At 54.8% G+C, this 12,732-nt stretch carries 13 protein-coding genes; 2 read left to right on the top strand and 11 right to left on the bottom strand.

Annotation, left to right across the window (positions count from 1 at the left end):
* Positions 1-140: 140 nt before the first annotated feature.
* From ACOTTU_RS18220 to ACOTTU_RS18210, 3 genes are all read right to left on the bottom strand, one after another.
* The gene (locus tag ACOTTU_RS18220) at positions 141-458 is read right to left on the bottom strand and encodes a Rieske (2Fe-2S) protein (RefSeq protein WP_425660046.1); all 318 of its coding nucleotides are present in this window, start codon (positions 456-458) and stop codon (positions 141-143) included.
* A 1-nt stretch (position 459) separates the two neighbouring features.
* A complete protein-coding gene (locus tag ACOTTU_RS18215) occupies positions 460-1,422 on the bottom strand; it encodes a fatty acid desaturase family protein (protein WP_425660045.1) in 963 nt (320 codons plus the stop codon).
* Between the two features lie 68 nt (positions 1,423-1,490).
* Positions 1,491-2,072, bottom strand: coding sequence for a helix-turn-helix domain-containing protein (locus ACOTTU_RS18210; RefSeq protein WP_425660044.1), 582 nt, complete (start codon positions 2,070-2,072; stop codon positions 1,491-1,493).
* A 179-nt stretch (positions 2,073-2,251) separates the two neighbouring features.
* Between ACOTTU_RS18210 and ACOTTU_RS18205 the strand changes: the two genes are divergently transcribed.
* On the top strand, positions 2,252-3,247 hold the full coding sequence (locus tag ACOTTU_RS18205) for a succinylglutamate desuccinylase/aspartoacylase family protein (RefSeq protein WP_425660043.1): 996 nt from the start codon (positions 2,252-2,254) through the stop codon (positions 3,245-3,247).
* On the opposite strand, the gene ACOTTU_RS18200 is transcribed toward ACOTTU_RS18205, so the two are convergent.
* The 6 genes from ACOTTU_RS18200 to ACOTTU_RS18175 form a co-directional block, all read right to left on the bottom strand.
* On the bottom strand, positions 3,248-4,117 hold the full coding sequence (locus ACOTTU_RS18200; protein WP_425660042.1) for an amino acid ABC transporter permease: 870 nt from the start codon (positions 4,115-4,117) through the stop codon (positions 3,248-3,250).
* Positions 4,118-4,186: 69 nt separating this feature from the next.
* A complete protein-coding gene (locus ACOTTU_RS18195; RefSeq protein ID WP_298918546.1) occupies positions 4,187-5,020 on the bottom strand; it encodes a transporter substrate-binding domain-containing protein in 834 nt (277 codons plus the stop codon).
* 35 nt (positions 5,021-5,055) lie between these two features.
* The gene (locus ACOTTU_RS18190; protein ID WP_425660041.1) at positions 5,056-5,883 is read right to left on the bottom strand and encodes an amino acid ABC transporter permease; all 828 of its coding nucleotides are present in this window, start codon (positions 5,881-5,883) and stop codon (positions 5,056-5,058) included.
* A gap of 1 nt (position 5,884) precedes the next feature.
* Entirely contained in the window at positions 5,885-6,628 is a 744-nt protein-coding gene (locus ACOTTU_RS18185) for an amino acid ABC transporter ATP-binding protein (protein ID WP_425660040.1), read from the bottom strand.
* 123 nt (positions 6,629-6,751) lie between these two features.
* Complete coding sequence (locus ACOTTU_RS18180; protein ID WP_425660039.1) at positions 6,752-8,113, bottom strand: MATE family efflux transporter; 1,362 nt, start codon at positions 8,111-8,113, stop codon at positions 6,752-6,754.
* Between the two features lie 129 nt (positions 8,114-8,242).
* Positions 8,243-8,932 (bottom strand): UTRA domain-containing protein, encoded by a 690-nt coding sequence (locus tag ACOTTU_RS18175; protein WP_425660038.1) that lies wholly within the window; start codon positions 8,930-8,932, stop codon positions 8,243-8,245.
* 182 nt (positions 8,933-9,114) lie between these two features.
* Between ACOTTU_RS18175 and ACOTTU_RS18170 the strand changes: the two genes are divergently transcribed.
* The gene (locus ACOTTU_RS18170; RefSeq protein WP_425660037.1) at positions 9,115-10,227 is read left to right on the top strand and encodes a hypothetical protein; all 1,113 of its coding nucleotides are present in this window, start codon (positions 9,115-9,117) and stop codon (positions 10,225-10,227) included.
* 84 nt (positions 10,228-10,311) lie between these two features.
* Here the strand turns inward: ACOTTU_RS18170 and ACOTTU_RS18165 are convergent, their stop codons facing one another.
* The gene (locus ACOTTU_RS18165) at positions 10,312-11,229 is read right to left on the bottom strand and encodes a LysR substrate-binding domain-containing protein (RefSeq protein ID WP_425660036.1); all 918 of its coding nucleotides are present in this window, start codon (positions 11,227-11,229) and stop codon (positions 10,312-10,314) included.
* Positions 11,230-11,252: 23 nt separating this feature from the next.
* A complete protein-coding gene (locus ACOTTU_RS18160; RefSeq protein ID WP_425660035.1) occupies positions 11,253-12,620 on the bottom strand; it encodes a formimidoylglutamate deiminase in 1,368 nt (455 codons plus the stop codon).
* Between the last annotated feature and the right edge of the window lie 112 nt (positions 12,621-12,732).

Below are 12,732 nucleotides of genomic sequence, written 5' to 3'. Positions count from 1 at the left end.
TTTGAACAGCACAGGTACCGCTTGCTGTTGTGGCAGAAGTCTACGACCAGAGGCGATAATCTTCAAGTTTGAAATATTAAAACCTAAATAAAATACCATAGGAACTGCTTACGCCGATTGACGTCACCGGACTGTCAGTCCTAAATGAAAACTTGCACCATGCCGTCAACTTCGCGCGACGGGATCATCCGCAACTTGACCCGGGCGGGTGCTGCGACGGCCACTCCTGTGCGCGCGTCAAACAGGCCTTGATGCAAAGGGCACTCAATATGGGTGCCGTCGAAGTAGCCGTCACATAAATTGGCTGCGCCATGTGTGCATCGGGCCAGCGCCACCGTGATCCCCTGATCGGTGTCAAACACTGCAAACTCTCTGGACCCAAGGGAAACCGGTGTCGCATCGCGGCGATAGATCTGGGCAACCGGGATTAAATCTTGCCAGGCCCTTTCCCGAGGCATGTCAGTTGTCCTTCGTTGCATCACAGCGATGCTTGCGTCCGATCAGCTGCGCCAGAATGTCGATGTGGGCCCCGATATAGCCTCTGGACTCGACCGCCACATGACCTTTGAGTTTTTCGTGCAAAGCAGGCAGCGCGTGGAAGGGCACAGAGGCCGCATAGTGGTGTTCGGCATGATAGTTCATGTTCCACGCGAGAAATCGCATGGGCCGGGTGACATAGTTGGTGCGGGTATTTTCGGTCATATCGCGCACGTTCGGTTTGCCCACGTGTTCGGTCATGCGAATGAACCGCATCACAGGTTCGCCCAATAATACCGGTCCCCACCAATAGATCGCGGGTCCCCACCAATGGGTCGCAATACAAAAACCCCCGATTGCCACATAGGCCAGCAGCATCAGACGCGCCTCCCAGAAAATGGTCTGATGCTCCTCCTTGGGAATGAATCGTTCTTCTTCCTTACTGAGGTGCCCGAAGGTATGTTGCCCCAGTTCGGTGAATTTGTTGCGCCAGTAGGGGAGGGAAGACAGATACCAAAGATATCCGCCAAGGCTGCGCGGCAGTTCGATGAGCTCAGGGTCATCCCCCTTGAGCTGGGTGTAGGTATGGTGATCGCAGTGCTCATAACGAAAATGTCGGTTCGGCAGCATGATGATGATGGCGCAGATGTTCCCAACTAGGTCGTTCAACCATCGGGTCCTGAATACCGTATAATGGCAACACTCGTGTTGCAGTGAGAAATGGTGAACCAGAACCACGCCGTGCAGGAACATGGCGGCCCACATCCAGACCGATCCATACGTCAGATGGATGAGTGATCCGGTCGAAAGCACCAGCATGATCCAGAGAGCCAGGTGTTTCAGCGCGGGAACGTCTGACCGTACCATCAACGCCTTCAGTTCCTGGCGCGTGAGCACGCCAGCGTTGAGTGCCTGGGTGATCGGTGTCAGAACGGTTGCCGTCATCGGGTGCTTCCAGCAGAAATGATATTAATTCTACTATCAGTAAAATTAGTTCTTTTGAAGAAAATTTCTTAAGGGGTGACGATGATGGTCAAGAATTCAACAGATTGCGTGTTCAGCGCGACCGGCCCATGGGGCATCTCGCTGTCGAATGTCAGGCAATCCCCTTTTTCCAGCAGGTAACTGTCGCCGCCGACGCGGTAGGTCAATTGACCGGTTATCATGCGTATGAACTCTATCCCGGGATGCTGGAACAGAGGTTGTCCTGCTGCGGTGTCCCTGATGGTAATAACATAGCACTCCAGATGTTGGCCGTTTGCCTCGGATCGTCCGACCAGAGTGTAGCTGTGGCCGTAGGTGCTGCCGACACGGCGAACCTCGATGCCGGCGCCTGCTTTCACAAAAGAGACTTCCTTGCGCTCGACTGTGTCCGCGAAGAGGTTTGCGATGGGCACTCCAATACTTTGCGCCAAGGCGTCGAGCGTGGACAGAGAGGCCGAGACCTGACCGCGTTCGATCTTTGAAATCATGGCGGAGGAAACCCCCGAAATTTTTGAAAGTTCGACGATTGTAAGGTCTCTCGCATTGCGGTGCTTCTTGACGGAATGACCGACGCAGCTTTCAAGCCTGTTGGGGGAATCCTTGGGTTCCATGCGCGCAGCTTACGTTTGGCTTGTCCAATTGCAATGTTGGAAATTCCTCACCTCACCTACAAGATCAAACGAAACGCGCCGTTCAAACCCGAGCTTTGACGGGTCAAAAATATGCATGCACACAGCATTCAATTCTGTAGGCTGCACCGAATAACCTGCCCAAAAGAGCGAGACATTCAATGCCGAAAAGTACCGTTGCACCGACGATTGACCTTGCGGCCGAGGGAAAACAAGTTGGGGATTTGCGTGTCCGCTGGTCCGATAACTCGGTGCCTTTGGGGTATCACCCGGTGCCAATCATCAGCCTCAAAAACGGTGCGGGACCAGTTATATTGATCATTGGCGGCACCCATGGCGACGAGTTCGAGGGACCATCGGCGATAATGCGTCTTGTTGGTGATCGGTCGATCGAGGATGTTACCGGACAGATCATTATTATACCCAGTCTGAACAGGCCCGCCGTCGCGGCGTCTACCCGCGTTTCTCCGCTTGATCAGGTAAATCTGAACCGTGCATTCCCCGGTGATCCGATGGGGGCGCTCACCGAGCAGATCGCCTACTATGTAGAGACCGAACTGCTCCCGCTTGCCGATACTGCTTTGGATTTGCACTCCGGTGGCAAGGCGGCCTATTTTGCACCTTGCACCTTGCCAACACGGACAGCTGATCCGGGGCTATATGCGCGAAATCTCGCCTTGGCGGAGGTTTTCGGCCTGCCGTTTGTATGGGTTTTGGGCGGATTTAACGACCCGCGTTCTCTCAATTCTGCGGCTGAGCGGGCAGGGGTGCCAATGATTGCCACAGAACTGGGCGGCGGCGGTGGCGTCGATCCTGACATTGCCAACCTGGCGGAAGAGGGCCTTTACAGAGTGCTGCGTCACATGGGCGTTCTCGCCGGGGAGATCTCTGAAATCCTAACCCCCCGGCGGGTAGAGATCGCAGACCCTGATCACAGTATTTATGCGCCGGGGGAGGGTATCTTTGATCGCAAAGTGTCAGCCGGGCATGAGGTCAGAAAGGGGCAGGTCGCAGGCTACCTGCATTATGTTTGTGAACCGCGACGGGCCTCCGAAACTATTCCCTTCTCCCATGACGGATTTGTACTGGCGCATACCAATCGTGGCTACGTCGCGCGGGGTGATCTTCTGATGCTGGTTGTTCAGGATACAGAATAGTTACTTGTTTTCCAGACGCCGGAATAGCAGTGACAATCCGAAGCAAATCACAAAGTAGAATGCTGCTGCCGTCAGCCAGGCTTCAAAGATCAGCCGGGTTGAGGCGACCAACTCGACCGTCTTGAACGTCAGATCGGGTACGGAAATGAGGGACACCAATGAGCTGTCCTTGACCAGGCTTATGAATTGGTTGGCCAGCGGCGGCAAAACCTTGCGAAGCGCCTGGGGGAGCACGATGAAACGCATCTCCTGAAACCAACTCATGCCGATGGACCGCGCTGCTTCCCGCTGCCCCCTGTCGATAGACTGGATGCCCGCGCGGACAATCTCACCGACAAATGCGCTTTCGAACAGGGCCAGCACAATCACCCCTGAAATGAGCGCGGGAAAGCGCCGCATGTCACCAAACAGAAAGGTCCAGACCGCGTTGTTTTCCTGCCGGGCGATGCCGCGAGCCCAACTTTCCATGTTGAGTGCCACGATCAACTGCTCGGAGAGGAAAAAGAAGAAGATGAAGATCACCACAACGGGAGGAACATTGCGCAGAAACTCAAGATAGGTCCGCGCAAGCATCCTTATTGTCAGGTTTGCCGAGCAGCGTGCGACACCCAATATCACCCCAAGAATGAGGGCCAGAATACTGGCGTAGATACTGATCCGGACCGTCGCAACAAGGCCTTGCACAAGCAGGTTGGCGACCCAGCGCTCCTCACTTTCCTTGTAGCGGAAAATATAGTTCGGGATTTTCTCCCAGCGCCAATCGTAGTTCAGAACGCCACCAACGCGCACGACGATTGCAGCAGTTGCTGCAACGAGGACGAACAACATAAGGTAGTCCATCCAATGGAGGCGTTTAATCAGATTTCGCATGCAATCCGCTTTCAACCGGGAAAATCCCAGAGGGGCGACGAACGCCCGTCTGGATGCTGATCCTCAAGCTTATTCAGCGACGCTGTCTTTCCACTCATCTCCACGGAACCAGTAATCATTCCGCTCTTTCAGCCAGCCTGTGCGGGTCTTCACGCCGATCCAGTTGTTGAAATAGTTTTCGGCATCCGGATCCCCTTTGCGAAAAGCGAAGGCCTCACCGCCCGCCTGAAAGGTCTCGTTAAATGGCACATAAAGCGTATCAGAATAGCGTCTCGCTTCTTCTGACGGTGTGGGCTCGGAGGCCATGGTCGCATGCGCATTTCCGTTGAGAACTTCCTGAGTGGAGGCCCCATCTTCGTCGAACATCAGAAGCTGTGCCTGCGGGAACATAGATTGGATGACCGCAACCGGCGTGGCTCCGCGACGGGCAGCAAATGTAACATCCGGGTTGTTGTAATCTTCCAGCGAAAAGCCTTCGGTCATGGCCCTGTTGGCAAGGATCGTCATGCCGGAATAGGCGTAGGGATCAGAGAAGCTGACCGTCAGGTTGCGCTGAGGTGTGATCGACATACCGGAGATAATGACGTCAAACTTGCCTGAAACCAGCGCCGGAATGATCCCGTCCCATGAGGTCGGGACAAATTCCGCCTCAACGCCCATGTCTTTGGCAAGCTCGCGCCCGACATCCAGCTCGAACCCGACGAGTTCACCGTCCAGATCGCGCATCGACCAGGGCCGGAACAGCGACAGGCCGATCTTGATCACGCCGCGTTCCTTGATGGTCTCGATAACGCTGTCGCTGGATAGACCTTGCCGCGTCTGCTGCGCTGCGGCTGGCAATGCCAGAGACATCGCGGCAGCGGAGGCGAGCGCCATCCCCACCAGTCGTCTTGTGATTTTCATGTCCTATCTCCTTGTTGATCGTTTCTGTTTTGGGTTTATGTCTGGACCGCGTATTTGGTTTCCAATCTTGAGACGCCGATTGACAGCGCGAGCGTGATCACCATGTAGACGGCTGCAATCGTGAACCAGATTTCAAAGCTCATGTAAGTGTCGGAAATGAGGTTGCGCCCGATCGTGGTGAGTTCGGCGACCGCAATGACACTGACGATTGCGGAACTTTTGACAAGATGAACAACCTCGCCGGTCATGGGCGGCAGCATGAATTTTATGGACTGGGGCAGAATAATGTAGCGATATGCCTGCGCCTTTGACATCCCGATAGAGGTGGCACCTTCCCACTGACCTTTTGGGACGGCATTGATGCCCGCGCGAAAAATTTCGGAAATAAGGGCGGCGTGAAACACCGCAAGACACAAGACGCTTGCCGTGTACCGATCCAGCGAAAAGACGGGGCCGAGCACGTAATAAAAGAGATAGAGCAACACCAGAATTGGCATGTTGCGAACAAACTCCAGAAAAGCGATGGCAATCGCCCCACCAACGACCAGCCCCGAAAGCCGCAACAGCGCAATCAGCAGACCCAGAAGTGTCGCGAAAATGAAGGAAGTGACCGAAAGCTGGATCGTTTTGACCAGCCCGATCATGATTTCACCCCACTGAAATCCGTCGTCGGTGAGTGTATAAAAATACTGAGGAATGCGATACCACTGCCAATTGTATCCCATCGCCTGCGCCCCTGAATAGGCAAGCCAGACGATGCCCAGAATAACAGTGAAGTAGAGCGCGAGAGAGATCGGAACCGAATTCACAATCTTTGAGAATTGAAGCCGGGATTTGCGCTTGGTGCCGGGTCGCGTGGTCATCCTAATGCTCCAGAATCTGGCTCAGGAACAGCTTGCAGCGCGGGCTGTCGGGGTTGGTAAAGAACTTGTCGGGCTCTGAAATTTCCAGGATGCGGCCTGCCTCCATGAACACCATTTTATCGGCAACCTTGCGCGCAAAACCCATTTCGTGGGTCACGCAGACCATGGTGATACCGGTATCGGCCAGTTCCACCATGACATCCAACACTTCGTTGATCATCTCGGGATCGAGCGCCGAGGTCGGCTCGTCAAAAAGCATGATGCGCGTTTCCATGCACAAAGACCGGGCGATGGCGACGCGCTGCTGTTGGCCGCCCGAGAGCTGGGCGGGAAATTTGTCCGCCTGTTCGGGGATATGAACCCGCTCCAGATATTTTCGCGCTCGTTCCTCCGCTTCCGTTTTCTGGATTTTCTGGACCCGGATCGGTCCGATGGTCAGGTTCTCAAGAATGGTCAGGTGCGGAAAGAGATTGAACTGCTGGAACACCATTCCGACTTCTTGCCGAAGGGTCTTGAGCGCCTTTGACCCTTCCTCAACCTCAATTCCATCGACTGTGATGCTGCCTGAATCGTGAAATTCCAAGCCATTGAAGCACCGGATCAATGTTGATTTTCCAGAGCCGGACGGGCCGCAAATCACAACCCTTTCACCCTTTTCCACCGTGAGATTGATATCGGTAAGAGCCTGAAAGGAACCGTAGAATTTATCGACGTTTGAAACGGATATCATCTCGCCAGAGTTCATCGGTTATCGGCCTCGAATAAACCTATATCAAACGGATTATGTCTGCGTTTAATGATGATTGGCAACAGTTTTCTCAAATGTGACTTGTCTTGGCAGGCGGCCGCGGTGGACCTTGATCAGAATTTAAGCAGGCGCTAATCCTCCGATGCGCTGCCGGGCAACAGTGGCGGCGACAGCCAGTGACAGCATCAGCCCGGTGACGACGGCAAGTGCAATCCCGATCCTAACGCCCGAAAGACCGAAGTCAAAGACCGCCGTAAGTAGCCATATGAAAAAGGCAATGCCGATGCCTTGCCGATAAATACCGATCCACATGGTCCATACGGCCTTTTTCAGGGCCTGCAGCAATGAGTTCACCGAAAACAGAACAACATAGAGCGGCAGCACAATCGCTTCGATCTTCAGAAAAAGTGCCCCGATCCGGATGACTTCGGGATCGGATGAAAAGAGGCTCGTGGCAAAACCTCCGAAAAACCACAGGAATGGAAAGGCACAGCAGGTGGCAATCACGCCCAGCGTCCAGCACCGTTTAAAAGCCAGGCGAACCCGGTCATGGTTTCCCGCACCATAGTTTTGAGCTGCGATGGGAACCAGCGCGATGGTGATGCCGACCGCCGGGAGCAAAAAGAGCTGCTCTACACGCAGAGATATTCCATAGGCGGCAAGGGCCGTCGCGCCGTAAGCCTTCAGCGCGAACTGAACAACGAAACCGCTGGCAAAGTTGATGAGCAGAGCAAAACTCGCCGGGAATGCCTGATTGGCAATCTCGGAATATTTCGAGGGTATTGGGACAAATTCACGCCATGCGAGATCTTGCATCATGGCGCGCCCGAAGATTTTGGTAAGCAAGTAGATCGCGACGCCGGTTTGGCTAAGCGCGGTCGCCAGTGCGATGCCGTTGAACCCCATGCCGGGAACCACCCCGGGAATGCCGTACATCAACAGCGGATTAAGCCCGATATTGGCGAAAAAGGCGACGATAAGCGCGCGTTGCATGGATACCGTGTCACCCCGTGCCTGCAAGATGCCGTTGCCGCCATAGGCCACGATAAATCCCGGCAACGAAAGCACCAGCCAGTTGAAATAGGATTGCCCGGCATCGCGATATGCTCCGGGTTCGGAAACCACATTGATGAGCGCGGGCCCTGCCAACAGTGACAGGAAAATCAGCACCACCGTGGCAAAAAGGGCAAAGCTGATGCCCTGGGCGGCGAGGTGGCGCGCATCGGCCACATCCTTGCGGCCTTTTGCATTCCCAACCAGTGCGCTCATCGCCGCTCCCAGTCCAAAACCGACGGAGACCAGAACGAAGAACGCCTGGAAGCCAACTGCAAGCCCGGCCTGTGCCTGGGTACCGAAGAGGCCCGCGTAGAAGGTATCCACCACGTTGTAGAGCGTGCTGAACAGCATCCCTATCGCGGCAGGAAGCGCCAATCGGCGAAAGTGGCCTTTGATGGATCCGGTCGTCAGATCGTCGTCAATCATCGCCGACCCGCTTCTTGATATCGAAGATGGTTGCGGGAGAAAAAATCTTTGGGTGCTGTCGGGTGGGTCGCCGGGGGGTCTCGGACTTCAAAAGTGCAGGCGTGGGGATCAGCGAGGTTGGCATCCAGGTCAAAGTTGCGTCGTCATTTTATAGTCCCGCGCGAAATAGAGCCGCGCATAGGTTACGCTGATGTCTTCCAGCCAGGTTGTCCGCTCGACCGTGAAAATGGCGTCGTCCTCCGCAATGTTCAGAAAATCGGCAATTTCAAGTGTTGCGTTTGTGGCCGAGAAAACCAGCTCGCCATTGGTGAAGGGTACTTTGCGCACCAGCCAGTCGTTTGGCCCCATGTCCTTGAAGTCAAAGCCTTCCGCGTCCGGAACCGCGCCAAGGTTGATCCAGCGTTCCTCGAACTGGTAGGGGCGATTGCCCGCGTAATGCATGCATCTGAGATGCAATACTTTCTGGCCTTTAGGGATCTCGATCTGAGCACGCAACCAACCCGGGGCGGCAATAATGTTTCGATCGACAAGCACGTATCGATAGGTCGCACCGGTATTGGTGATTTCTTCGCGAATGAGCGGGATGGAGAACTTGGCTTTTCGGCTGGGCGAGGATTTGACACGTGTTCCTGCCTTGCGTTTGCGCTCCAGAATGCCTTCGCTCACAAGCTCACGCATCGCGCGGTTCACAGTTGCACGTGCACACCCGAATTCTTCAGCCAGTTCAATTTCGCCTGGAAGATTTGCACCGGGGGGCCAGATGTTTTTGCGAATGCGATCTAGAACATCGGCTTTGATGTCGTGGTAACTCGTCCGCATTTGGAGGCCGCTCACTTCATTATGTATATCTTTAATAGCGATAATGACTAACTTTCGGCAAGGCAAAAGCTCTTATATTAGAATTGCTAATGATGGGGTTAATGAACGCCAAATGGTTTGATCGCTCGCCACTTGCTACGGTGTGCTCGGGGAACGGACATGCGAGAAACCGGGGACATCACTTGCACACACATCTGCAACAGCGCCTGGAAGAAGGTACGCGGAACCTCCTGATCAATTGTGCGGAATGCACACCGGGTCAGAAGGTCCTGCTGGTCTATGAAACTGAAAACGACGGTTACTACGATCCGGCCCTGTTGGATGAGGTCCATAAGACTGCGGAGCATTTGGGGCTGATCACGCAAAGCTACGGCGTTCCGCTGGCGCGCGATGTCACGGACCCTGACGACAATCTGGTCGCAAAGATGCTGGAGGCCGATTGCACGGTTTTTCTTGCCCGGTTGGGTGATCAGATCAGATTTAGAACGAAAGATGCATCGAAAAAGCAGATCATCAGCTATGCGCTTGACTGCGAAATGCTGGCATCGCCATTCGGGACCATCGACTACAGCGCCTTCGAAGACCTCAAGCAGCTGATCAACGCCGCTGTTGCGTCCGCGAAAGAAATTCACGTGACTTGCCCGGCGGGGACCGATTTCAAAGGCAAGGTGGGTCAAGCCACATCGCAAATCGGTGACGTGACCAGAAAGCGGTTTCCTGTTTCCGTCTTTGCTCCGGTCCCGGCATCCGATTTCAGAGGTAGTGTGGCGCAGCGTGGGTTCCTGACAGGAACGGGCTCACACTACTATTCGCCCTGGTCTTGCGAGATAGAAGATACATTGTTGGTGAATTTTGACGGTTCGCGCATCACCGGTTTCGAAGGGTCTGCCAAAGATGTAGCGGCGGCGCGTGCGCATTATGAGTTTGTCGGCAACAAGTACGGGATCGACACCTACTACGTGCATTCCTGGCATGCGGGTATTCACCCGGGGTGTGAATATAAAACGGCAGCAGGGCGTCACTTTGAGCGCTGGAGTGGCAGCGCCTTCGGTAATCCACGTCTGTTGCATTTCCATACTTGCGGGGCTTATCCGCCCGGCGAGATTTCACTCAATGTGCTTGACCCGAGCATCCGCTTGGATGGTTTGGCGCTGTGGGAGAATGGCATCCTTCGAATTGACCGCCTCCCTGAAAGTGCCGCTTTGCTGGAGGCCTCCCCAGATCTTGCAAAGGTCTTCCAGAGCCCGGCGGCAATGGTAGGTCAGGCCGCCTGCGGAAACCTGAGGTATCGCTGAATGGTTGGGCTTCGCATGTGAGACGCTCAGATGTGCTGCGAAGGCACCCACGGGCAAGCGCTGCGCCTGCACCGAAAAGTGGTCCTAATCCACATTGCCTGATTGTCTAAAAGGTTTGGCTTCTTCATGAAGCCATTTCCGGAAAGCGTTTACGTTATCCGATTTGAGCGCTTCGTGTCGGCAGACAAACCAGTAAGAAAACTGCGACGGCGCTGTGGCTTCGAACGGGCGAACCAACGTCCCATCCTTGATGGCATCCGCAACCAGCGGCCCTCTTCCCATTGCGATCCCAAGACCCTGAACCGCGGCCTGAACCACAAGATTTGCCTGACCGTATGTCTTTGTGCGGTTGAAACGTGGCAATCCGATCCCGCACTCTTTTGCCCAGAATTCCCAGGGCGATAGGGCTTCGTCGGATTCCAGATTGTCCCTCAGGATGGTGTGATTGGACAGGTCGCCAATGGCGTTCACTGTTCGCGCCAAATTCGGTGCGCAAACCGGTGACATCCTCTCGTCCATCAATTGTTCGGCGTGCAAACCCGGGAAACCCCCGGCGCTATATGAAATGAAAACATCCGCCTCTCCGGTGCTGGGCTCACGTGAATGAGGATCGGTTGACAATGAGATTGAGATGTCCGGATTCATATGGTCAAACCTCAAAAGCCGGGGCAGCAGCCAGACAAAGGCAAAACCGGGCGGCGCGCCAACCAGTATACCTTGCCCACGAGTTCTTTTTGATCCACGCAACTCGTCGCAGATCATCTCGATGCCGCCAAAGCCTTCGCGTGTGGCTTGTGCCAGGCGTTCGCCCGCCTCGGTGGGCACGGTCTTGCGGCTGCGGCGGATCAGCAACCTGTGACCCAACCAATCCTCCAGCAGTTTGATATGCTGACTGACCGCGCTTTGCGTGACATTCAATTCTTCCGCCGCACGCCCGAAACCGCGCAGCCGTACGACCGATTCCAAAGTGCGCAAGGCGTTGAAGGGCAAGGTCTTGAGCATGTCACCTATTCTTTGAGATCATATCATTTGTTCAATGTCGCCATCAGCTTGCGCATGGCCTCGCGATATTGCGACAGGATTTCTTCCTGGGCAACATGGTGCCCACCGTGAACCTGATGGCGCCCGCCTGACCAAACATCCGTGACGACCTTGTCTTTGGCCGCGAAAACGAGACCATCAAGCAACTGGTCGTCCCGAAGCATGCAGAGAGCCGGAGCCGTACTGTCGATGGCGACCATATCGGCCAACTTCCCTTCACCCAGAATGCCCGCGTTACGTGACAGGGCCTGCGCACCCCCCAATGCGGCGTTTGTATAGAGCGTTTCACCCGTGGACCCGTGGCCTGCCGCCAGAACATTGCGTTGCTGGTGTTTCAGGCGCTGCGAATACTCCAGTGTTCTGAGCTCTTCGCAAAGCGAAATGTTGATGTTGGAATCTGTGCCGATGCCGAATTTTCCGCCGTTTTCAATATATGCGGGACCGTTAAAAATACCGTCACCCAGATTGGCTTCTGTCACAGGGCAGAGGCCGGCAATCGCCCCGCTCTGAGCGATGCCCTGCGTTTCTTCGTCTGTCATATGGGTTGCGTGGATCAGGCACCATCTCGCGTCGACCTCGGCATTATGTAGCAGCCACTCTACCGGTCGCGCCCCGAGCGCCGCTTTGACGCTTTCGACTTCTTTCACCTGTTCAGCAATATGGATGTGGATCGGGCCCTGCGCCTGAAGGCTCGATACCCGGGCGAGATCGGAAGGCGAAGTCGCGCGCAGGGAATGGGGTGCAATCCCGAGGCGTGTATCTGCGTTGAGTTGCTTTACCATGTCCTGACAACGGTCGATCAATTCAATGTATTGATCGACCTTATGGCCAAAACGCAATTGGCCGCCTGTCAGTGGTTTTTGACCAACATCGCCATAAGAATAAAGGACAGGCAGATGCGTCAGCCCAATGCCGGTATCCGACGCGGCCTGCAATATCTGGTCCGAAAGCTCAGCGGGGTTGTCATAGAACTGCCCGCCGGGTGCATGATGGATGTAGTGGAATTCGCCCACCGCCGCAAAGCCCGCTTCTTGCATCTCCATGAAGGCGAGGCGCGCGATTGCCCCAATCTCCTCTGGCGTCAGATGATCCAGAAACCGGTACATCAGGTCACGCCACGTCCAGAAACTTTCTCTGCCCGCTGTGCGAAACTCCGTCATCCCGGCCATGGCACGTTGAAAACTATGACTATGAAGGTTCGACAATGCAGGCAGCAACGTATCGACACGAATGTCTTCTGGTTTCGGTGCTGTCTGGGTCTGGATGTGCGCGATTTCTTCTGCGCGCAGGGTTATCCGAACATCCTTGGCCCAGCCATCTTGGAGGTAGGCACGTTGCGCAAAAATGGTCATTCATGATCCTTATTATGAATGGACATAATAAACTTAAGGCCATACAATCTGGCTGACAAGATGAATTTCGAATTTGGTGTTCCCGTGACGCGCAGAGTTCTGAAAAATTGCC

The sequence above is a fragment of the Roseobacter sp. EG26 genome, from assembly GCF_049830555.1.
Lineage (GTDB): Bacteria > Pseudomonadota > Alphaproteobacteria > Rhodobacterales > Rhodobacteraceae > Roseobacter.
This window is presented reverse-complemented; position numbering and strand designations above follow the sequence as displayed.

Bases quoted from the DNA above. Each gene is read 5' to 3' on its own strand.
- ACOTTU_RS18220 (WP_425660046.1), bottom strand. From the start codon at position 458: ATGCCTCGGGAAAGGGCCTGGCAAGATTTAATCCCGGTTGCCCAGATC.
- ACOTTU_RS18215 (WP_425660045.1), bottom strand. From the start codon at position 1,422: ATGACGGCAACCGTTCTGACACCGATCACCCAGGCACTCAACGCTGGC.
- ACOTTU_RS18210 (WP_425660044.1), bottom strand. From the start codon at position 2,072: ATGGAACCCAAGGATTCCCCCAACAGGCTTGAAAGCTGCGTCGGTCAT.
- ACOTTU_RS18205 (WP_425660043.1), top strand. From the start codon at position 2,252: ATGCCGAAAAGTACCGTTGCACCGACGATTGACCTTGCGGCCGAGGGA.
- ACOTTU_RS18200 (WP_425660042.1), bottom strand. From the start codon at position 4,117: ATGCGAAATCTGATTAAACGCCTCCATTGGATGGACTACCTTATGTTG.
- ACOTTU_RS18195 (WP_298918546.1), bottom strand. From the start codon at position 5,020: ATGAAAATCACAAGACGACTGGTGGGGATGGCGCTCGCCTCCGCTGCC.
- ACOTTU_RS18190 (WP_425660041.1), bottom strand. From the start codon at position 5,883: ATGACCACGCGACCCGGCACCAAGCGCAAATCCCGGCTTCAATTCTCA.
- ACOTTU_RS18185 (WP_425660040.1), bottom strand. From the start codon at position 6,628: ATGAACTCTGGCGAGATGATATCCGTTTCAAACGTCGATAAATTCTAC.
- ACOTTU_RS18180 (WP_425660039.1), bottom strand. From the start codon at position 8,113: ATGATTGACGACGATCTGACGACCGGATCCATCAAAGGCCACTTTCGC.
- ACOTTU_RS18175 (WP_425660038.1), bottom strand. From the start codon at position 8,932: ATGCGGACGAGTTACCACGACATCAAAGCCGATGTTCTAGATCGCATT.
- ACOTTU_RS18165 (WP_425660036.1), bottom strand. From the start codon at position 11,229: ATGCTCAAGACCTTGCCCTTCAACGCCTTGCGCACTTTGGAATCGGTC.
- ACOTTU_RS18160 (WP_425660035.1), bottom strand. From the start codon at position 12,620: ATGACCATTTTTGCGCAACGTGCCTACCTCCAAGATGGCTGGGCCAAG.